The sequence below is a fragment of the Uniformispora flossi genome (genome assembly GCF_049534875.1).
GTDB lineage: Bacteria > Actinomycetota > Actinomycetes > Streptomycetales > Streptomycetaceae > Yinghuangia > Yinghuangia aomiensis.
Window position 1 is genome coordinate 19,263 of record NZ_JBMULZ010000015.1, and the last position, 21,071, is coordinate 40,333.

A 21,071-nucleotide genomic window follows, 5' to 3' on the forward strand; every position below is an offset into this window, starting at 1 on the left:
CGGGCGTGTCGCCGGCCATCGAGTCCCCCGACCGCGATGTCCGGCAGTGACACGCCACCCGCCCGATGGTGTACGGCGAGCCGTCCCTTCGGGTCGTCCGTCCCACGGCCCGGGGGATCCTCCGTCTTGCCGACTCTCCATACGCCACCGTACGGGAGGTAACCCTACGTTAGCGTGTGTGCTATGCGCAACGGTGTTCCCTCGGACAATGTCCGGACCGACGGCCCTGCTCGGTCCGGCAGACGCACCCTCTCCCGCGACGACTGGGCGCGCGCCGCCCTGGAGGCGATGCGTGAAGGCGGGCTCGGCGCGATCGCGGTCGAACCGCTCGCCGAACGCCTCGGCACCACCAAGGGCAGTTTCTATTGGCACTTCAAAGACCGCGACGCGCTGATCCACGCCGCGCTGGAGCTGTGGTGCACGGAGACCGACGCGATGATGGAGGCCGCCGCCCGCATCACCGACCCGGTCGAACGCGGACGCTGGCTCACGGAATTCGCGTTCACGGGCCCGCAGGGCGCGGACGTCACCACGACGCTGCTGGTCAATTCCCAGCACCCGGTCGTCGGCCCGTTCCTGGACCGCGTCACGCGCCAGCGCCTCGAATGGGGCGCGGGCATCAACGAGGAACTCGGGCTCGCGCCCGAGGAGGCCCGGCGGCACGCGCTGGCCGCGTGGATGATGGCGATCGGCATCGCCCTGGTCCGCCGGGGCGCGCCGCAGCTGCTGCCGCAAGGCGACGAAGCGGACGCGTTCAAGCGCTTCGTCATGGAGCTGATGCGCCCGCTGCGGTGACGGCACGGACACCGGGCGCACGAAACAGCCGCGCCGGCCAACCCCTCGGGTCGGCCGGCGCGCTGCTGCGTCGGTGCGGTGGGCCCACCGGTCGTGGACCGGTGTCCGCCCGCGTCTCGGGCTAGAGGACCGGCAGGTACTTCGCCAGCTCGAACGGCGTGACCTGCTGGCGGTACTCCTCCCACTCCTGCCGCTTGTTCCGCAGGAAGAACTCGAACACGTGCTCGCCGAGCACCTCCGGCAGCAGCTCGCTGCGCTCCATCAGCGCGATCGCCTCGGCGAGGTTCTGCGGCAGCGGCGCGATGCCGAGCGCACGGCGCTCCGCGTCGGTCAGCGCCCACACGTCGTCCTCGGCGCCGGGCGGCAGCTCGTAGCCTTCCTCGACGCCCTTGAGGCCCGCGCCCAGCAGGACCGCGAACGCCAGGTACGGATTGCACGCCGAGTCGATCGACCGCACCTCGATGCGCGTCGACTGGCCCTTGGTCGGCTTGTACATCGGCACGCGCACCAGCGCGGACCGGTTGTTGTGGCCCCAGCAGATGTACGACGGCGCCTCGCCGCCCATCCCCGCGGTCCGCGCCGACGCGCCCCACAGCCGCTTGTAGGAGTTCACCCACTGGTTGGTGATCGCCGCCATCTCCGCGGCGTGCTTGAGCAGGCCCGCGATGAACGACCGGCCGACCTTGGACAGCTGGTACTCGGCGCCCGCCTCGTAGAAGGCGTTCCGGTCGCCCTCGAACAGCGACAGGTGGGTGTGCATGCCCGAGCCCGGGTACTGCGAGAACGGCTTCGGCATGAACGAGGCGTGCACGCCCTGCTCGAGCGCGACCTCCTTGACCACCAGCCGGAACGTCATGATGTTGTCGGCCGTGCTGAGCGCGTCCGCGTAGCGAAGGTCGATCTCCTGCTGGCCGGGCGCGCCCTCGTGGTGGCTGAACTCCACCGAGATGCCCATGTTCTCCAGCATGGTGATGGCCTGCCGCCGGAAGTCGTGGCTGACCGTCTGTGGCGTGTGGTCGAAGTACCCGCTGTGGTCGACCGGGGTCGGCGGCGTGCCGTCCAGCGGCTTGTCCTTGAACAGGAAGAACTCGATCTCGGGGTGCGTGTAGAACGTGAAGCCCCGGTCCGAGGCGCGCTCCAGAGTGCGCTTGAGGACGTACCGCGGGTCGGCGAAGGACGGCGAGCCGTCGGGCATGAGGATGTCGCAGAACATGCGCGCGGTACCGGGCGCCTCGGCGCGCCACGGCAGTATCTGGAAGGTCGCAGGATCCGGCTTGGCGAGCATGTCGGACTCGTGCACGCGCGCGAAGCCCTCGATCGCCGAGCCGTCGAAGCCGATGCCCTCCGCGAAGGCCTGCTCCAGCTCGGCAGGAGCGACGGCGACCGACTTCAGGAAGCCGAGCACATCGGTGAACCACAGGCGCACGAACCGAATGTCGCGCTCCTCGAGAGTGCGAAGCACGAACTCCTGCTGCTTATCCATGGGTACATCTTGGCCTGTCCCGGTTGCGAACACATTACGGGCCCTCCAACAAAGTCCCCGAGCCGGACAACGGCGCCGCCGGAGCCCGCCGGCCGCCGACGGCACCCTCCTGACCTGCGGAAATGCGCGTGTGACTGGCATCACATCTGCGAACGGGCGAAGCTGTCACATCCGGAGGCCGCCGCCCCGTCGTTCGTGTGTCACCGCGCCCGCTCCCCCGGCGGCGCTCCCGCACCAGGAAAGGCACCCCTCGTGAACCAGCGCCTGAACCTCGCCAAGACCGCCCCCGAGGGCTACCAGGCCGTCCTCGGCCTGGAGAACTACGTCCGCGCGAACGTCGACCACGGACTCCTCCATCTGATCAAGCTGCGCGCCTCGTTCCTGAACGGCTGCACCTTCTGCGTGGATATGCACAGCACCGACGCGCTCAAGGAGGGCGAGGAGGTCCGCCGCCTCTTCGCGGTCGGCGCGTGGCGCGAGTCGCCGTTCTTCACCGAGGTCGAGCGCGCCGCACTGGCGCTCACCGACGACGTCACCCGGCTCGGCGAGAACGGTGTGTCCGACGACGTCTGGGCGGCCGCGCAGGACGCCTTCTCGGACCGCGAGCTGGCCGACCTGATCCTGGCGATCAGTACGATCAACGTGTGGAACCGGATCGGCGTCACCACCCACCTGCAGCCCCCGGCGCTCGCGCCGCGGGCGACGGCGGCCGTGTGACGGACACGCTGACCGAGGCGCGTCCCGGCGGTCCGGGACACGCCGGTGCGGACGAGGCCTTCGAGCGGCACCGCGGGGTGCTGCTCGGCCTCGCCTACCGGATGCTCGGCAGCTGGTTCGACGCCGAGGACGTCGTGCAGGACGCCTGGCTGCGCTGGCAGCGCTCCGACCCGGCGTCGATCGAGGACCCGCGCGGTTGGCTGGTCACCGCCACCACCCGGCTCGCCCTCGACCAGCTGCGGTCGGCACGCAGGCGGCGGGAGACCTACGTCGGCCCGTGGGTGCCCGAGCCCGTCCCCACCGGACGGCTCGCCCTCGACCCCGCGGAGACCGCCGAGCAGCGGGCGACCCTGTCGCTGGCCGCACTGCGGCTGATGGAGCAGCTGTCGCCGCCGGAGCGCGCGGTGTACCTGCTGCGCGAGGCCTTCGAGCTGCCGTACCAGGACATCGCCGACGCCCTGGCGATCTCCGCGGCCAACGCCCGGCAGCTGTACCGCCGCGCCGCCGCGCGGCTCGGCGGGGACCGCGCCCGGTTCTCTGTGGACCGCCGCGAGCACCTCGACCTGGTCGACCGGTTCGTGGCCGCCGCGGCCACCGGCGACCGGGCCGGGCTGGAGGCGCTGCTGGCCCGCGACGTGGTGCTGTGGAACGACGGCGGCGGCCGGATCTCCGCCTCGCGCAACCCGATCTTCGGCCCCGAGAAGGTCGTCCGCTTCCTGCTGGGCATCATGCGGCGGCAAGCCCGCACCGAGGCCTACCGGGTCGACGTCAACGGCGCGCCCGCGGTGCTGCTGGACTTCGGCTACCGCCGGATCCTCCTGGCCTTCGAGACCGCGGACGACGGCGTCGTCGGCGTGCAGGGGCTCACCAACCCCGACAAGCTCCGCGGCATCGGCACCCCCTCGGACGACCCGGTCTTCACGCTCGGCGAGGCCGCGTTCCCGACCGACGGCAGGCCCAACGGCCGGGCGCCGCGCTGATACCGGGCTCGCCACCGCAAGCCGCCCGGACTCTTTCTTTGTAAAGATTGCGCTGTTAGCGTGCGCGCGTGGCGGACGACGACGAGGACCGGCTCCTGCGCGACACCGCGGCACGTATCGCGAAGGCCTTCCGGCCTTCCGGAACGCGCCAGTTGGACACCGATCCCGCGCCCGCGCTCGAAGCGCTGCGCAGCGCCGGGCTGGTGGCCATGCGCGGCCCGGGCAGCGGCACCGCGCCCGAGGCGGATACCGCGCAGGTGGCCGTTGTCGTCCGGGAGATCGCCCGCGCGATGGTCCCGGCGCCCTACCTCGACGGCGAGATCGCGGCGGAACGTGCCAGTGGCCGCTCCTCCGAGGCCTTCGCGCTCGCCCTCACCGCCGCGGACCTGGCCGGCACCGCCCGCGGCGCTCTCGACGACGCGCTGGAACACGCCCGCGTGCGCCGCCAGTTCGGCCGCCCGGTCGGCTCCTTCCAGGCCGTCGCCCACCTGGCCGCCGACGCCGCGGTCGACCTGACCGCCGCCGACGCCATCGCCGCACACGCCGCCTGGGGTGTCGACCACCTCCCGCCCGCGGACGCCCTCGCGGTGGCGACGGCCGCCCACGCACTGTCCGCCGAGGCGGCAATCGCGGTGTGCGAGACGGCGATTCAGATCCTCGGCGGCATCGGCATGACCTGGGAGCACCTCGCGCACATGCGGCTGCGCCGGGCGCACCGGCTCGCCGCTACGGGCACACCGGCGGCTTCGGCCCCCCTGCCGGATCTGCGTGCGCTCGACACCCCACCCGAAGCCGCGTTCCGCGCGGGCCTCGTCGACTGGATACGCGCGGCAGGGCTGCCCGGCGATCCGGACGACCGTGTCGCGTGGCATCGCACGCTGCACGCCGCCGGCTACGTCGGGGTGTCGTTCCCGGCCGAAGCGGGCGGGCGGGGGCTGCCCGCGGCGTACGAAGCGGTGGTCAACGACGAACTCGGCGCGCACGGCATGCCGCCCGTCCCGCCGATCGGCCATCTCGCCCACGCGCTGCGCCGTTTCGGCACCCCCGCGCAACGCGGCACGCACCTCGCCGACCTGCTGTCCGGCGCCGTCGCGTGGTGCCAGGGCTTCAGCGAACCCGACGCCGGATCCGACCTCGCCGCCCTGTCCACCCGGGCCCGCCGCGACGGCGACGCCTACCGGGTGACCGGCACGAAGATCTGGACGAGCGGCGCGGTCGAAGCCGAACGCTGCCTGCTGCTGTGCCGCACCGGCGAGCCGGACGGCCGGCACCACGGCCTGTCCGTCCTGCTGGTGCCGATGGACGCGCCGGGGGTGCGCGTCGAACCGATCGTCACCGCGTTCGAGACCCGCGAGTTCGCGCAGGTGTTCTTCGACGACGTCCGGGTGCCCGCGGCCGACCTGCTGGGCGCGGAAGGCGACGGCTGGGCCATCGCGATGGCCCTGCTCGGCTACGAACGCGGCCCGGCGGACATCGGCTGGACCTCGCGCCTGGCCGCGGCCCTCGCCGAGACCCGCGCGCAGGCCGCCACCGACGATCCGCGCGTCGCCGAACGGCTCGGGCACGCCGAACGCTGGCTGTACGCCCTGCGCCTGCGGGTCCGCGACCGGCTCCGCGGCCGCTCCCCCGACGCCGACCCCGGGCCGGAGGGCTCCCTCGACAAGCTGCTGCTCACCCGCGTCGACCGGCTCGTCGGGCGGCTGCGCCTGGACGTGCTCGGCCCCGACGCGATGACCGGCTACCTGTGGTCGCGGGCGGCCGGCATCTACGGCGGCACCGAGCAGATCCAGCGCGACATCGTCGCCCAGCGGGTGCTGGGGCTGCCGCGCGGCCGCTGAGCCGGCCCGACGGATCGCCGGATCGCCGGATCGACGGCTCGCCGGATCGACGGCTTGGCTTGGCTTGGCGACGCGGCGGTCAGAACTTCAGGTCCGCCCGCACCGGCCGGTGGTCGCTCGGCGTCCTCGCCAGCACCTTCGCGCTCACCGGGTCGAAGCCGCGCACCATCACGTGGTCGATAGCCGCCATCGGGAAGGACGACGGCCAGGTGAAGCCGAAGCCGCCGCCCGCCGCGTCCTGCGCGTCGGTGAGGCCGTCGGTCAGCGGCGCGAGACCCCGGTCGCCGACGGGGCCGTTGAGGTCGCCCATGAGCACGACGTACTCGGCCGTGTCCGCGTCGACCGCGGCGGCGAGCTTGCGGACCGTGTCGTCGCGCTGTCCGACGGCGAAGCCGCTGCCGCCGAACCGCACCGACGCGAGGTGCGCGACGTACACGGCCGCTTGGCCCTTCGGCGTCGTGACCTCGGCGCGCAGCGCGCGGGTCCAGCCCATGCCCAGGTCGACCGGCGCGACGTCGGCCAGCGGGAAGCGGCTCCACAGCGCCACGGTGCCTTCCGACACGTGGTACGGGTACTTCTTGTCGAGCACGGCCCCGTAGCGGTCGCTCTGGCCGGCGGGAATCTCCTCCAGCGCCACCAGGTCGGCGTTCTCGGCGGCCAGCGCGCGGGCGGTGCCGGCCGGGTCCGGGTTCCCGGCGTTGATGTTGTGGGTGACCACGCGCAGGTCGTACGGGCCGCTCCCGGCCGACTGGAGCACCGTCCCGCCGAACATCGCCAGCCACACGACCACCGGCAGCGCGGTCGCCACGAGCGCGGTCCACGAGCGGCGTACCGCGGCGGCGGCGAGCAGCGGCAGGACGAGCAGCCCCACCCACGGCAGGAACGTTTCCAGCAGCGACCCGACGTGTCCGGGCGTATTCGGCACCAGGGCGTGCCCGGCCATCAGCAGGGCGAGCAGCACCGCGCAGCCCGCGGCGATCCGGCCGCGGCGCCACGCCGGGCGGCGCATCAGCGGGCCGAAGCCGGGCCACCACGCGGGGCCGCGGCGGGCGGACGGCGCGGCCGGTTCGGCACGGGTCTCCGTCGCGGTGGGCCAAGTCATGGCGGTCTCCCGGGGAAGGTCGAGCACGTGCCGGGGGCACGCGCCGAATGTCGCATACGTCCTTGCAGGACGCGCACGCCGCGCCCCGAGGTTCCCCCGTCGGCTCCCGGGAGCCGTTCCGGTACACGATGGTCACAAAAGTCGCCGCGGACCCCGCCGCAAAGCCCCGCAAACACACGAACCGCCGGGCCCGGCCCGAAGGCCGAGCCCGGCGGCTCGCCGAGCACTACACGGTCAGCACCGCGGCCGGTCGGTGCCGATCCCCGCCAGCACCGTGTCCACGATCAGCGCGGGCAGCTCCGGCGGCAGATCCAGTTCCTGCATCAGCTTGCGGGTGAGCATCGGCGCGGCGAGCAGGTCCTTCATCAGCTCGATGGACACGTCGTCGCGCAGCTCCCCGGAGGCGATGCCGCGGCGCAGCACGTCGCGCATCGCATCGCGGCGCTTCTCGATGACCACCTCGTGGTAGCGGCGGCCCAGTTCGGGATGCTGCTTGACCTGGCCGAGCACCGCGGACAGCAGCCCCTCGGCCCGCGCGTCGATGAGGTTGACCCGCATCGCGTCGAGCAGCAGGACCAGGTCGTCGCGCACGTTGTCGCCCGGCAGTGCGGGAAGCGGCTGTTCGGCGGCCTCGAGGGCGGCGATGACCAGGGCTTCCTTGTTCGGCCACCGCCGGTAGATGGTCGCCTTGCCGACCCCCGCCTCCTGGGCGACCGCCTCGATGGACAGCCCCGCGAGGCTGCCCTGCTCGGCGACCAGGCGCATGGTGGCGTCGAGGATCGCGCGCTCGGCGACGGCGCTGCGCGGGCGGCCGCGGGGCCGGGCGCCCGGCACCCGGGAGGTTCCGGGCGCGCCGTCGTCCGCGGGCGCAGGGTCGGTCAACGGCGTTGTCATCACTCAGACCTTAGCGGTCTCGCGTGCCTGCTCCCCAGCCTCCGCCGGAGTCGCGGCGGGCTTGCGCGGCATCCAGAAGAAGACCACGACCGCGCCGATCGCGGCCACGGCGGCCGAGCCGAGGGTGGTGGCGTGCATGGCGGTGATGAAGGAGTCCTTTGCCGGTTCCACCCATCCGGAGCCGGCCGGGCCCGCATGGGCGGCCGCGCCGAGGGTCGCTTCGATCGACTCGTCGGCGCCCTTGGGCACGCCGTTGCCGGCGATCTGGTCCCGGTAGACCGACGAGAGGACCGAGCCGAGGACCGCGACGCCGAGCGCGCCGCCGACCTGCCGGACGGTGTTGGTGACCGCGGAACCGACGCCCGCCTTCTCCCGCGGCAGGCTCGCCATGACCGAGTTGGTCGCGGGCGGCATGACCAGCGACATGCCGACGCCCTGGAAGAAGAACACGCCGCAGACGAGCCACATCGGCGTGTCCGCGTCCGCGGCCAGGAAGGCCAGGAACGTGCCGGTGACCACGAGCATGCCGGCGGTGGTCACGGCGCGGACGCCGTACGTGCGCACCAGGCCGGCGCTGCGCGGCGCGAAGAGCAGCTGCCCGATGGCGAGCGGCAGCAGGAAGAGGCCCGTCTCCAGCGGCGTGTACCCGCGCACCGACTGGAGGTAGAAGGCCATGAAGAAGGTCACGCCCATGAGCGCGAAGAACACCAGGCCGATCGCGGCGGACGCGGCGGAGAAGGTCCGCTCGCGGAACAGCCGGACGTCGAGCGCCGGGTGGTCGCTGCGCTTCTCGAACCAGACGAAGACCGCGAGGATCGCGACGCCGAGCAGCATGGTGCCGATGACCTGCGGGCTCGACCAGGAGTCCTCGCCGCCCTTGATGATGCCGTAGACGAGCGAGACCAGGCCGGCGATGGACAGCAGCACGCCGATGGGGTCGAGCTTGCCGGGCCGCGGGTCCTTGGAGTCGGGGACCATGAGGATCATCGCGGTGATGCCGACGACGACGATCGGGACGTTGATCAGGAAGACCGAGCCCCACCAGAAGTGCTCGAGCAGCACGCCGCCGGTGATCGGGCCGATCGCGATGGCGAGGCCGACCGCGCCGGACCAGATGCCGATCGCCTTGGGGCGCTCGTGCGGTTCGAAGACGTTGCTGATGATGGACAGCGTCGCGGGCATGACGAACGCGGCGCCGAAGCCCATCACCGCGCGGGCCGCGATCAGCTGGCCGGGGCTCTGCGCCATCGACGACAGCAGCGACGCGGCGCCGAACACGGCCATGCCGAACAGCAGCAGCTTCTTGCGGCCGTAGCGGTCGCCGAGGATGCCGGCGGTGAACAGCAGGCCCGCGAAGACCAGCGTGTACGAGTTGATCGCCCACTGGAGCTGGCTCTGCGACGCGCCCAGGCCCTGGTCCGGGTCGGCGATGACCTTGATGGCGACGTTGAGGATCGAGTTGTCGAGGACGACGACGAGCAGCGACAGGATCAGCACGCCCAGGATCGCCCAGCGGCGGCGGTGGATGTGCGGGTCGACGGTGGCCGGCGGTGTGCCGCGGCCGGGTATGCCGGGTGCGGCAGCGTTGTTCGGGTCAGACAAGGGGGTCCCCCAGGACTCCCGGCCTCGCGGCCGGTTTTCGATACGGTTCAGTCTCGTTTCGTTATCTCACGACTCTACTCGTATTTACGAAACGGTCTAGGCTCGTATCGTAAATACTCGGCAAACCGCGGCCGTCGGCATGCCCTCGGCGCCGGCCGCAGAGGAGGCCGCGGGCGTCTGTCGTCCTCGACCGACACGTGCCACCATGGGCGTGAGTCAGGGGACGCCGTCCGTGCGCCTCTAGATGAGGAGTCTCACCATGTCCGAACCGCAGCCCTCCGCTGTGCCGCAGCCGACCGCGCCGAAGAGCCCCGAGGGCCCCGGCCTCACGCTGTACGGCGGCACCGGCACCGGCCGCCGCGTGACCGTGCGCGACCTGGCGCGCGCCAAGGCGACCGGCGAGAAGTGGCCGATGCTCACCGCGTACGACGCGATGATCGGGTCGGTCTTCGACGAGGCCGGCATACCGGTCCTGCTCGTCGGCGACTCGTCCGGCAACAACCACCTCGGATACGAGAACACCATCCCCGTCACCGTCGACGACATCGTGATGATGACCTCGGCGGTCGTGCGCGGCACCAAGCGCGCGATGGTCGTGGCCGACATGCCGTTCGGCTCGTACCAGATCTCCCCCGCCCAGGCCCTGGAGACCGGCGCGCGCTTCATGAAGGAAGCCGGCGCCGGCGCGGTCAAGCTGGAAGGCGGCGTCGCGATGGCGCCGCAGGTCGAGGCGCTGGTCACCGCGGGCGTCCCGGTCATGGCGCACATCGGCCTGACCCCGCAGTCGGTCAACGTGCTCGGCGGCTACCGCGTGCAGGGCCGCGGCGACGAGGCGGGCGCCCAGCTCATCCGCGACGCGAAGGCCATGCAGGCGGCGGGCGCGTTCGCGGTCGTCCTGGAACTGGTCCCCGAAGAACTGGCCGCGCGGGTCACCGAGCAGCTCGACATCCCGACCGTCGGCATCGGCGCGGGCGCGGGCACCGACGCGCAGGTGCTGGTCTGGACCGACATGGCCGGGCTCACCCAGGGCAAGCTGCCCAAGTTCGTGAAGCAGTACCTCGACCTGCGGGCACTTCTCGGCGACGCGGCGCGCGCCTACGCGGCGGACGTCGTGGGCGGCACGTACCCGGGCCCGGAGCACGCCTTCCACTGATCCGCGGACATTCCGTCGAAAACCCGTCGGAAGACCCCTCGCGTCCCCGGCCCCCGCTGTGCGCGGGACCGGGGACGCGGCATACTTCCCGACATGCCGGGCCCGCCCGGCGGACCGCAGACCGCACGCCCGGACGGGAGAGGCCCGATCGTGACCGACGCCTGGACCCGTCCCGGCTCGCACCTCCGCCATGTGCGGCCGTCCGCGCTCTTCCTGGCCCTGATCGTGGTCTGCATCGCGTCCGGCGCGAGCGCCTGGAACGGCAGCGGCGACCAGCGGATCGCGGTCTTCCTGTTCGTCATGAGCGCGTGGCTGATCTCCCTGTGCCTCCACGAATTCATGCACGCCTTCGTCGCGCTGCGCGCCGGTGACACGACGGTGATCGGCAAGGGCTATCTCACCCTCGACCCGATCAAGTACAGCGACCCGCTGTTCACCTTCATCCTGCCGACGATCTTCGTGCTGATGGGCGGCATCCCGCTCAGCGGCGGCGCGGTCTACATCGACCGCGGCCGCATCCGCAGCCGGGCCCAGCACAGCTGGGTGTCCGCGGCCGGGCCGCTCACCAACGTGGCGATCGCCGCGGTGTGCGGGCTGCTCCTCAACACGTCGCTGTTCAACAGCGCGGGGGCGCCGTTCTACGCGGCCTTCGCGTTCTTCACCCAGCTCCAGGTCATCGCCGCGGTGCTCAACCTGCTGCCGGTCCCGGGGCTCGACGGCTACGGGATCATCGAGCCGTGGCTGTCCTACGACTTCCGCCGGGCGATCGCCCCGTATGCGCAGTTCGGCCCGCTGCTCCTCTTCGCGCTGCTGTTCACGCCGGAGATCAACCGCTGGTTCTTCGACCAGGTCGACCACATCACGGACGCGATGAACATCCCGCCGGGCTGGACCTCACTCGGCTATCACTTGTTCCGGTTCTGGAAGTAGCGCCGCGGTCCGGACACCCGTGCGGGCGTGGCGGGCTTGGGAGGCTTGGTGTCCGCGGCCGCCAGCGGGTGATCGTTGACCTCGTAGCGCCGCACGTACGTCGAGAGGAACGCGGTCGCGGTGGCCGTCGCCGGAATGGCGATCAGCGCGCCGGTGGGCCCGAGCAGCGCGGCGCCCGCGATGACCGAGCCGAACGCGACCGCCGGATGGATGTCCACGGTCATCGACGTGATGCGCGGCTGCAGCAGGTAGTTCTCGAACTGCTGGTACGCGGTCGCGAAGACGATCACCCACAGCGCGTCCGCCGGGCTCTGCGTCAGCGCGACCAGCACCGGCAGCGCGGCCGCTATGTAGGTGCCGACAGTCGGGATGAACTGGCTCACGATGCCGACCCAGATGCCGAGCGCCAGTGCGTAGTCCACGCCCAGGACCAGGAAGAAGATGTAGTGCGCGACGGCCGACACCAGGGCCATCAGCGCCCGCGAGTACAGGTAGCCGCCGGTCTTGTCGATGGCGATCTCCCACGCGCGCAGCACCTCGGTCTGCTTCGCGGGCGGCAGCAGCGAGCACACCGCGCGGCGCAGGCGCGGGCCTTCGGCGGCGAAGTAGAACGTGAACATGCCGATGGTGAACAGCTCGAACAGGCCGCCGATGACCGCCTGGCCGAAGCCGAGGGCGTTGTTCGCGACTTTCTCGGCGTAGCCCTGGACGGTGTTGGAGTCCTTGAACAGGCCGCCCTGGATCTTGTCCATCGTCAGTTCGGTGTGGAACCTGTGGTTGATCCAGTCGAGCAGTGACTGGACGTAGTGCGGCATGTTGCGGGCCAGGTTGGCGACCTGGTCGACGACGAGGGAGCCGACCGCGGCGAGGATCGCGGCGAGCACCGCCAGCACCACCACGAACACGATCCCGGTCGCCACCCCGCGCCGGATGCCGCGCCGGGCGAGCTTGTCCACGGCCGGTTCGATGGCCAGCGCCAGGAAGAGCGCTATGACCAGGTCCATGAGGAACCCGCGCAGGTGCCCGAAGGCCCAGCGCAGCAGCATGAAGCCGATGATCATGCCGAGGATCATCAGGACGGCGCGGGGCAGCCACGGAGGCATCTGCTCGCGGGGGCGGGCGGCGGAATCGCCCGCGGGTTCGGACGTACGGCCGTCGCCGGTCTCCGGAGCGGCGGTCGCGAGGCCGCCGTGGTCGTCGCCGGGGGGTGCGGGGGTCGTGGTCACGCCTTGCACTGTATGTGGAGACCGGGGTTCCGCCGGAATCGCGCCCGGTCGGCCGCCGCCGCGGACCGGCCGGGACCCGGGGCGCAACCGGGATACTGGGGGCATGCGACTGACCGACTTCTGGGAACGGATGCGCGCCCACTTCGGCGAGACCTACGCCGACTCCTTCGCCCGCGACCACGTGATCGCCGAGCTGGGCGGGCGTACCGTCACGCAGGCGCTGGACGCCGGGTACGACGCCAAGGACGTGTGGCGCGCGGTGTGCGTGGCCATGGACGTCCCGGCCGCGCTGCGCTGACTCGGCTGACTCGGCTGACTCGGCTGACTCTGGGTCCGCGGGCGCCGCGCGGAGTCCGCCGGGCGCGTTTGTCGGTCCGGCTTGGCACGATGGATTGCCTATGCATGACCACGATGCCCCCGACATGTCCGCGGTCCTCGACGGTTTCTCCCCCGCCACCCGGGACTGGTTCACGGGTGCCTTCCACGAGCCGACGGCCGCGCAGGCCGGCGCGTGGGCGGCCATCGCCGCCGAGCGGGACGCGCTGGTCGTCGCGCCGACGGGGTCGGGCAAGACGCTCGCCGCGTTCCTGTCCGCGCTCGACCGGCTGGCCGCCGAGCCGCCGCCGGTCGACCCGCGGCTGCGCTGCCGTGTGCTGTACATCTCCCCGCTCAAGGCCCTCGCGGTCGATGTCGAGCGCAACCTGCGCGGCCCGCTGGCCGGGATCCGGCAGGCCGCGGTGCGGCTCGGCCTGCCGGAGCCGCAGGTCGAGGTCGGAGTGCGGTCGGGGGACACGCCCGCGGCCGACCGGCGCCGGTTCGCCGCCAAGCCGCCGGACATCCTCATCACGACGCCCGAGTCGCTGTTCCTGATCCTCACCTCGCAGGCGCGCGATGCGCTGCGCGGCGTCGACACGGTGATCGTCGACGAGGTGCACGCGGTCGCCGGGACCAAGCGCGGCGCGCACCTCGCGCTCAGCCTGGAACGCCTCGACCAGCTGCTCGACAAGCCCGCGCGGCGGATCGGGCTGTCCGCGACGGTGCGGCCGGTCGACGAGGTCGCCCGGTTCCTGTGCGGGACGCGCGACGCGATCATCGTGCAGCCGCCGTCCGCGAAGACCTTCGACCTGTCCGTCGTGGTGCCCGTCGAGGACATGGGCGAGCTGGCCGGCAAGCCCGCCGAGTACGACGAGCTGGGCCAAGTGCAGCGCGCGTCGGTGTGGCCGCACGTCGAGGAGCGGATCGTCGACCTGGTGCAGGCGCACCGCTCGACCATCGTGTTCGCCAACTCGCGGCGCTTGGCCGAGCGGCTGTGCGGGCGCCTCAACGAGATCGCCTACGAGCGCGCCACCGGCGAGGCGATGCCCGAGGACTCCTCTCCCGCCGAGCTGATGGCACAGGCGGGCAGCGCGAAGGGCGCCCCGGCGGTGCTGGCCCGGGCACACCACGGGTCGGTGTCCAAGGAGCAGCGCGCGGTCGTGGAGGAGGACCTCAAGGCCGGGCGGCTGCCCGCGGTGGTCGCCACGTCGAGCCTGGAGCTGGGCATCGACATGGGGGCGGTCGACCTGGTGGTGCAGGTCGAGTCGCCGCCGTCGGTGGCCTCCGGGCTGCAGCGGGTCGGCCGTGCGGGACACCAGGTCGGTGCGGTGTCGCGCGGCGTGGTCTTCCCGAAGTTCCGCGGCGACCTCGTGCAGACCGCGGTGGTGACCGAGCGGATGCGGGACGGTTCGATCGAGGCGGTGCGGCCGCCACGCAACCCGCTCGACGTGCTCGCGCAGCAGATCGTCGCGATGGTGTCGGTCGAGGACTGGGACGTCGAGGAACTCCTCGGCGTCGTGCGCCGGGCCGCGCCGTTCGCGGCACTGCCGGTGTCGGCCTACGAAGCCGTCCTCGACATGCTCGCCGGCCGTTACCCCAGCGACGCGTTCGCCGAGCTGCGGCCGCGCCTGGTGTGGGACCGGGTGGCCGGCACGGTGACCGCGCGGCCCGGAGCGCAGCGGCTCGCCGTCACCAGCGGCGGCACGATCCCGGACCGCGGCCTGTTCGGGGTCTTCCTGGCGGCGGGCGACGGCAAGTCGAAGTCGCGGGTCGGCGAACTCGACGAGGAAATGGTCTACGAGTCGCGCGTCGGCGACGTGTTCACCCTGGGCACGTCGTCGTGGCGCATCGAGGACATCACGCACGACAAGGTCCTGGTCACCCCTGCCCCCGGCGTGCCCGGCAAGCTGCCGTTCTGGCACGGCGACGCGCTCGGCCGCCCCGTCGAACTCGGCCGTGCGCTCGGCGCGTTCCTGCGCGAAGTCGGCGCCATGCCGGAGACCGAGGCCCGCGAGCGGGTCGCCGCGGCGGGCCTGGACCCGTGGGCGGTCGACAACCTGCTCGCCTACCTCAAGGAGCAGCGGGAAGCGTGCGGGCACGTGCCCGACGACCGCACCATCGTCGTGGAGCGCTTCCGCGACGAACTCGGCGACTGGCGCGTCGTCGTGCACTCGCCGTTCGGTGCCCAGGTACATGCCCCCTGGGCGTTGGCGGTGGCCGCGCGGCTGCGCGAACGCACCGGGCTCGACGTGCAGACGATGCACGGCGACGACGGCATCGTGCTCCGGCTGCCGGACACCGGCGACCCGTTCGGCCCGGACGGCGGCGGCGACCAGGACGCCGAGTTCAGCCTGCCGCCGGACTTCGCGGTGTTCGAACCCGCCGAGGTCGAACCGCTGGTCACCGCCGAGGTCGGCGGATCGGCGCTGTTCGCGTCCCGGTTCCGCGAGTGCGCGGCGCGTGCGCTGCTGCTCCCGCGCCGCATGCCGGGCCGCCGCACGCCGCTGTGGCAGCAGCGCCAGCGGGCCGCCCAACTGCTGTCGGTGGCGAGCGAGTACGGGTCGTTCCCGATCGTCCTCGAGACGATGCGCGAGTGCCTCCAGGACGTGTTCGACGTGCCCGGCCTGGCCGGGCTGATGGACGACATCGCGACGCGCAAGGTCCGCATCGTCGAGGTCACCACGCCCGAACCGTCGCCGTTCGCCCGGTCACTGCTGTTCGGCTACGTCGCCCAGTTCATGTACGAAGGCGATTCGCCGCTCGCCGAACGCCGCGCGGCCGCGCTCGCGCTGGACTCCCGCCTGCTGTCCGAACTCCTCGGCCAAGCCGAGCTGCGCGAACTCCTCGACGCGGACGTCGTCGCCCGGACCGAGAACGAGCTGCAGCGCCTGACCGACGACCGCCGTGCCCGCGACCTGGAAGGCGTCGCCGACCTGCTGCGGCTGCTCGGCCCGCAGACCACCGACGAGATCGTGGCCCGCAGCCTCGGCTCCGCGCCGGACACCGCCCGGTGGCTCGTCGGGCTGGAGGAGTCCCGGCGGGCCATTCGCGTGCGCATCGCGGGCACCGAGCAGTGGGCGGCGATCGAGGACGCCGGGCGGCTGCGCGACGCGCTCGGCACGCCGCTGCCGGTGGGCGTGCCCGAGGCGTTCACCGAGCCGGTCAAGGACCCGCTGGGCGATCTGCTGGCCCGCTACGCCCGTACCCGCGGGCCGTTCCACGCCGTCGACGCGGCGGCCCGGTTCGGGCTGGGCACGGCGGTGGTGACCGGGGCGTACCAGCGGCTCGCCGCGGCCGGGCGCGTGGTGTCCGGCGAGTTCCGGCCGGGCGGCGCGGGCACCGAGTGGTGCGACGCCGAGGTGCTGCGCATGCTGCGGCGGCGGTCGCTGGCCGCGCTGCGGCACGAGGTCGAGCCGGTGCCGCCGATCGCCCTCGCCCGGTTCCTGCCGGTGTGGCAGGGCGCCGCCGCCGGTGCGTCCGCCGGATCGGGCGGGCTGCGCGGCGTGGACGGGCTGGTCCGGGCGATCGAGCAGCTGCAGGGCGCGTCCGTGCCCGCCTCCGCGCTGGAGAAGCTCGTGCTGCCGGGCCGCGTGCACGGCTACCAGCCGGCGCTGCTCGACGAGTTGTGCGCGACCGGCGAGGTGGTGTGGGCCGGGCACGGCGGTCTCCCGGGCAACGACGGCTGGGTGTCGCTGTATCTGGCGGATGCCGCACCGCTGCTCATGCCGCCGCCGGTGCCGCTGGATCCCAGCCCGTTGCACCAGGCGGTGCTCGGCGCGCTCGACGGCGGCTACGGGCTGTTCTTCAAGCAGATCGCCGACCGGGTCGCCGCGACCCTGGCCGACGGCGCCCCGCCGAGCGAGGGCGAAGTCGTGTCGGCGCTGTGGGATCTCGCGTGGGCCGGGCACGTCACCGGCGACACGCTCGCACCGCTGCGCGCCCTGATGGGGTCGGGGCGGACCGCGGGCTCGACCGCCCACCGGGCCCGCCGCGCCACACCGCGCGGCCGGTACGCGGGGCTGAGCCGCGGCCGACCGGTGATGCCGGTGCGCTCCGCGCCGCCGACGGCGGTAGGCCGCTGGTCGCTGGTCCCGGACCGGGAGACCGATCCGACGCGGCGCGCGCATGCGCTCGCCGAGACGCTGCTCGACCGGCACGGCGTCGTCACCCGCGGCGCGGTGGTCGCGGAGGGCAGCCCGGGCGGGTTCTCGGCCGCGTACCGGGTGCTGTCGGTGTTCGAGGAGACCGGGCGGGTGCGCCGCGGCTACTTCGTGGAAGGCCTCGGCGCCGCGCAGTTCGCCGCGGACGGCGCGGTGGACCGGCTGCGGGCGCTGCATCAGGCGGCGGAGCGGCGGGCCGAGTCGGCGGCCGCGGGCGGCGACGGATTCGGCGGGCCGGGCGCGTTCGGGGCGGGCGGCTTCGGCGCCGGCGCCCTCGCACCGGGCGGCTTCGCACCGCGCGGCGGGGCCGCGGGAGCGCGCGAGGACGCCGGGCCGCGGGCGCTGCTGCTGGCCGCGGCCGATCCGGCGAACCCGTACGGTGCCGCGCTCCCGTGGCCGGAACGCCCCGGCGACGCGGGCGGCGGGCACCGGGCGGGCCGCAAGGCCGGGGCGCTGGTCGTGCTCGTCGACGGCGAGCTCGTGCTCTACATCGAACGCGGCGGCCGTTCGCTGCTGAGCTGGACCGAGGACCCGCTGCGGCTGCAGCCCGCGGTGGACGCGCTCGCGCTGGCCGTCCGGGAGGGCGCGCTGGGCAAGCTGACGGTGGAACGCGCGGACGGCGAGGGCATTCTGACGTCGTCGCTCGGCCGGGCGCTGGAAGCCGCCGGGTTCCACGCGACGCCGCGCGGCCTCCGGCTGCGCGGGTGAGACCTGTTCGTTACGTCCCCGCCTGCCGGACGAAACACCCCGGTCACGTCCGTCGCGCAGTATCGAGGGCAACGGAGGCCACGCGCCGATCCGTTCCTCCCTCCGGGGAGGCGAGCCTCGCCCGTGACGAACCTGCACGCGCCACGGTAGGGGCAGGCAGAACGGCAACCGGTGCCGCGCACGTGTTCCTGGCCGCGCGGGTGCGGTACCGGTTGCGGTCTGCGGCTGCGGTCCGCAGCCCGGCCTTCGCGGGGCTGCCCGCCGCGGACGGCGTCCGGTCCCGGACAATGGGGTCATGCCCGAAGGTGACACGGTGTTCCTGGCCGCCATGCAGCTGCGCGGTGCGCTGGACGGGCGGGTGCTCACCCGCACCGATTTCCGGGTCCCGCGCTACGCGACCGTCGATCTGCGCGGCCGGACCGTGGTCGGCATCGAACCCCGCGGCAAGCACCTCCTGACCCGCTTCGACGGCGATCTGACCCTGCACACGCACTTCCGCATGGACGGCGTGTGGCGCGTTCAGGCCCCCGACGCCCGGATTCCGGGCGGCCGTGACCAGGTGCGGGTGGTGCTGACCAACGAGGACTACTCCGCCGTCGGGCTGCGCATGCCGGTCGTCGACCTGCTGCCCACCGCGCACGAAGCCCGCGTCGTCGGCCACTTGGGCCCCGACCTGCTCGGCCCGGACTGGGACGCGGACGAGGCCGCGCGCCGGCTCGCCGCGCAGCCCGCGCGGTCGATCGGCGAAGCCTTGCTCGACCAGCGCAACCTGGCGGGCATCGGCAACGTGTACCGGGCCGAACTGTGCTTCCTGCGCGGGGTGTCCCCGTTCGCCCCGGTCGCCGACGCGGGCGACCTGCGCGCATGGGCCGACTTGGCGCGGCGCGCCTTGGCCGCGAACCGCACGCGGCACGGCCATGTCACCACCGGAGACACCCGGCCCGGGCAGCAGCACTGGGTCTACGGCCGCGCGGGGCGGCCGTGCCGCCGCTGCCGGACGCCGATCCGCCGGGTCGACGCGGGGCAGCCGCCGCGCGTGGTGTTCTGGTGCCCACGGTGCCAGCCGGACCCGCGGTGACCTGGAGATTTCCGCTGGCTTCCGGTCGTTTCCGGTCGGTCGCGGTGAGACTTTTCGGTCACCCGACCGGCGGATGATCGAACGCTGTCAACTGTTCGGGGGATTCGCGGTGACTCCGCCGCCTCCGGGTCGTCGTACAGGGCGTTCGGCGTGCGCGACCCGGAGGAGCCTCCCTGTGACCGCTGTGATCAATATGACCGCTGTGAATCCTGTTGCCGCGCGCCGCCGACCGCTGCGGCGTCTCGTCCCCCTGCTCTGCCTGCCGTTCCTGGCCGGCTGCGTGTCGGCCGCCCCGCAGGCGCTCGCCCCGGACCCCCTCGGGCCGTTGCCCGCGGTCGTGCCGCTGCCGCCGCTGCCGGGCCCGGTCGCCACGGCCGGGCTGCGGCACACGGCGTGGAACACGCCGCAGCCGTCCGCGGCCGACTCCCCCACCGCCTCCCCCACCGCCGAACCGCCGCGGCAGCCCCCGCGCCGCCCGGGGCCGGAGCACGGCGGCGTCCCGTCGCGCCGCCCGATGCCCGCGTCGACTCCCGGCACCGGGTCCGGACTTCCCGACAACGTCTGCGACGGGCTGGCCCACTCCGGCCTGATCTCCGTCGGCAGCACCGCACACCGCTGGTGCCTGGCCCAGCAGTCCGGCTCCTGACCGGGCGCGGATCCGCCGCGGACAAGGTGACGCGCGCCCCGGTCAACGATTATTGACTGTTCGTCAGATCCTGCCTACGGTCCCGATGGGCCCGGGATCCCGGCCCTGAACTCCGTGGGAGGGGAACCCGTGTTGCGCACAGCCCTCGATCTGTCCGGCCGCGTGGCCGTCATCACCGGTGCCGCCAGCGGAATCGGCCGCAGCAGCGCGCAGGTCCTCGCCGAACTCGGCGCGGCCGTGGTGTGCGCGGACATCAACGAGGGCGGCGCCGAGGCGACCGCGAAGCTGATCGCGGAGGCCGGCGGCACGGCGTCCGCGGCGCGCGTCGACACGTCGTCGGCAGCGTCCGTCGACGAGCTGGTGGCCTCCGCCGTCGCCGCGCACGGGCGCCTCGACGTGATGGCCAACGTGGCGGGCATCATGCACACGAGCACCGTGATCGAGACGACCGACGAGGACCTCGACCGGGTGCTGTCGGTGAACTTCAAGGGCGTCTTCTACGGCTGCCGCGCCGCCGCGCGCGTCATGGTCGAGCAGGGATCCGGCAGCATCGTCAACATGGCGTCCAGCGCCATCGACACGACCAACGCGGGCCTGGTCTGCTACAGCACCGCCAAGACCGCCGTCGTGCAGCTCACCAAGACGCTCGCCACCGAGGTCGGCCCGAACGGCGTCCGGGTCAACGCGGTTGCGCCCGGCTGGATCGTCACCGGCATGACGGGCCGTCACTGGACGGCCGAGGACGGCACCGAGGACGAGGCCCGCAAGGCCGCCGTCGCCGCCCCGATGGTCAAGATGTCCCCGCTCAAGCGCGTCGGCGAGCCCGAGGACATCGCCTACGCGGTGGCGTACCTGGCGTCGGACGCGGCGAAGTTCATGACCGGCCAGATCCTCCGCCCCAACGGCGGCGTGACGATGCCGTGGTAGCCACACGCTGACCCGCACGACGGGCCCGGCACTCCTGGGGGTGCCGGGCCCGCCCGCGTTCGAGGCGGGTGGGCGGCGCGTCGGGGCGGTGGTGCCCGGTCACCCCGCCCGCGGCAGCCCCTCCGCCTGCTCGGCGTCGTCGACGTTCGCCCCGCCGCGGTTGCGGCGGAAGCGGGCGGCGCAGTGGACCGGCAGGAGGCTGAGGCTCCAGCCGCCGCACAGGGCCGCGCCGGTGGCCGGGCCCGCGGTGTCGAGGCCGGCGAGCCAGCCGAAGGCCGCCCACCACGCCAGGGTCAGGACGGCGGCGACGGCCCACGTCGCCGCGTCGCGGTCGCGGACGCGGCCGTCCAGCAGGGCCCGCAGGGTGCGGGCCGCGAAGCCGCCCTCGGGCCGCGGGCGCGTGCCGCGAGCCGGGGCGGTGGTGCCAAGGTGCTGCCCAACCGGGTTCATGGTCGGCCTCCCTCGGTTCCCCTCACGGGGACCTCCAGCCTTGCCCGGGAACAACCGGTCGGGCGAG

Annotated in this window: 17 protein-coding genes; 11 read left to right on the top strand and 6 right to left on the bottom strand. The window is 73.2% G+C overall.

The genetic code is table 11. The annotated features are described in order from the left end of the window. Nucleotides 1–183 precede the first annotated feature (183 nt). Nucleotides 184–795: a TetR/AcrR family transcriptional regulator gene (locus tag ACPA54_RS27745; RefSeq protein WP_423534119.1), complete on the top strand. Its 612-nt coding sequence runs from the start codon at nt 184–186 to the stop codon at nt 793–795. A gap of 121 nt (nt 796–916) precedes the next feature. Here ACPA54_RS27745 and ACPA54_RS27750 read toward each other — a convergent pair whose 3' ends face one another. Then, on the bottom strand, nt 917–2,278 hold the full coding sequence (locus tag ACPA54_RS27750) for a glutamine synthetase family protein (protein WP_345679366.1): 1,362 nt from the start codon (nt 2,276–2,278) through the stop codon (nt 917–919). 252 nt (nt 2,279–2,530) lie between these two features. Here ACPA54_RS27750 and ACPA54_RS27755 point away from each other — a divergent pair, with 252 nt between their 5' ends. From ACPA54_RS27755 to ACPA54_RS27765, 3 genes are all read left to right on the top strand, one after another. Next, the gene (locus ACPA54_RS27755; protein WP_423534120.1) at nt 2,531–2,995 is read left to right on the top strand and encodes a carboxymuconolactone decarboxylase family protein; all 465 of its coding nucleotides are present in this window, start codon (nt 2,531–2,533) and stop codon (nt 2,993–2,995) included. Continuing rightward, nucleotides 2,992–3,975, top strand: a complete 984-nt coding sequence (gene sigJ, locus ACPA54_RS27760; protein ID WP_423534121.1) for an RNA polymerase sigma factor SigJ — start codon at nt 2,992–2,994, stop codon at nt 3,973–3,975. Before ACPA54_RS27755 ends, sigJ begins: the two co-directional genes overlap by 4 nt. 68 nt (nt 3,976–4,043) lie before the next feature. Continuing rightward, complete coding sequence (locus tag ACPA54_RS27765; protein ID WP_423534122.1) at nt 4,044–5,813, top strand: acyl-CoA dehydrogenase family protein; 1,770 nt, start codon at nt 4,044–4,046, stop codon at nt 5,811–5,813. A gap of 79 nt (nt 5,814–5,892) precedes the next feature. Here the strand turns inward: ACPA54_RS27765 and ACPA54_RS27770 are convergent, their stop codons facing one another. From ACPA54_RS27770 to ACPA54_RS27780, 3 genes are all read right to left on the bottom strand, one after another. Beyond that, the gene (locus ACPA54_RS27770; protein WP_423534123.1) at nt 5,893–6,915 is read right to left on the bottom strand and encodes an endonuclease/exonuclease/phosphatase family protein; all 1,023 of its coding nucleotides are present in this window, start codon (nt 6,913–6,915) and stop codon (nt 5,893–5,895) included. Between the two features lie 234 nt (nt 6,916–7,149). Beyond that, nucleotides 7,150–7,809 (bottom strand): TetR/AcrR family transcriptional regulator, encoded by a 660-nt coding sequence (locus ACPA54_RS27775; RefSeq protein WP_423534124.1) that lies wholly within the window; start codon nt 7,807–7,809, stop codon nt 7,150–7,152. 3 nt (nt 7,810–7,812) lie between these two features. Beyond that, entirely contained in the window at nt 7,813–9,411 is a 1,599-nt protein-coding gene (locus ACPA54_RS27780) for an MFS transporter (RefSeq protein WP_423534125.1), read from the bottom strand. A 259-nt stretch (nt 9,412–9,670) separates the two neighbouring features. Here ACPA54_RS27780 and panB point away from each other — a divergent pair, with 259 nt between their 5' ends. Together panB and ACPA54_RS27790 are read left to right on the top strand one after the other, a co-directional pair. Next, nucleotides 9,671–10,564 (top strand): 3-methyl-2-oxobutanoate hydroxymethyltransferase, encoded by an 894-nt coding sequence (gene panB, locus ACPA54_RS27785; protein WP_345679359.1) that lies wholly within the window; start codon nt 9,671–9,673, stop codon nt 10,562–10,564. Nucleotides 10,565–10,714: 150 nt separating this feature from the next. Beyond that, the gene (locus ACPA54_RS27790) at nt 10,715–11,494 is read left to right on the top strand and encodes a site-2 protease family protein (protein WP_423534126.1); all 780 of its coding nucleotides are present in this window, start codon (nt 10,715–10,717) and stop codon (nt 11,492–11,494) included. Here ACPA54_RS27790 and ACPA54_RS27795 read toward each other — a convergent pair. After that, complete coding sequence (locus ACPA54_RS27795; RefSeq protein ID WP_423534127.1) at nt 11,470–12,720, bottom strand: AI-2E family transporter; 1,251 nt, start codon at nt 12,718–12,720, stop codon at nt 11,470–11,472. The two genes, ACPA54_RS27790 and ACPA54_RS27795, sit on opposite strands and share 25 nt — an antisense overlap. A 103-nt stretch (nt 12,721–12,823) precedes the next feature. Here ACPA54_RS27795 and ACPA54_RS27800 point away from each other — a divergent pair, with 103 nt between their 5' ends. The 5 genes from ACPA54_RS27800 to ACPA54_RS27820 all read left to right on the top strand — a co-directional run bounded on the left by ACPA54_RS27800 (nt 12,824) and on the right by ACPA54_RS27820 (nt 20,554). Next, a complete protein-coding gene (locus ACPA54_RS27800; protein WP_423534128.1) occupies nt 12,824–13,018 on the top strand; it encodes a DUF3046 domain-containing protein in 195 nt (64 codons plus the stop codon). Between the two features lie 100 nt (nt 13,019–13,118). Next, nucleotides 13,119–17,903 (top strand): ATP-dependent helicase, encoded by a 4,785-nt coding sequence (locus ACPA54_RS27805; protein ID WP_423534129.1) that lies wholly within the window; start codon nt 13,119–13,121, stop codon nt 17,901–17,903. A 295-nt stretch (nt 17,904–18,198) separates the two neighbouring features. After that, the gene (locus tag ACPA54_RS27810) at nt 18,199–18,981 is read left to right on the top strand and encodes a DNA-formamidopyrimidine glycosylase family protein (protein WP_423534130.1); all 783 of its coding nucleotides are present in this window, start codon (nt 18,199–18,201) and stop codon (nt 18,979–18,981) included. Nucleotides 18,982–19,156: 175 nt separating this feature from the next. After that, nucleotides 19,157–19,627 carry a hypothetical protein gene (locus ACPA54_RS27815; RefSeq protein WP_423534131.1) on the top strand — a complete coding sequence of 157 codons (471 nt, stop codon included), beginning with the start codon at nt 19,157–19,159 and terminating at the stop codon, nt 19,625–19,627. A 129-nt stretch (nt 19,628–19,756) separates the two neighbouring features. Further along, nucleotides 19,757–20,554, top strand: coding sequence for an SDR family NAD(P)-dependent oxidoreductase (locus ACPA54_RS27820; RefSeq protein ID WP_423534132.1), 798 nt, complete (start codon nt 19,757–19,759; stop codon nt 20,552–20,554). Nucleotides 20,555–20,653: 99 nt separating this feature from the next. Here ACPA54_RS27820 and ACPA54_RS27825 read toward each other — a convergent pair whose 3' ends face one another. Continuing rightward, complete coding sequence (locus ACPA54_RS27825) at nt 20,654–21,004, bottom strand: hypothetical protein (protein ID WP_423534133.1); 351 nt, start codon at nt 21,002–21,004, stop codon at nt 20,654–20,656. Between the last annotated feature and the right edge of the window lie 67 nt (nt 21,005–21,071).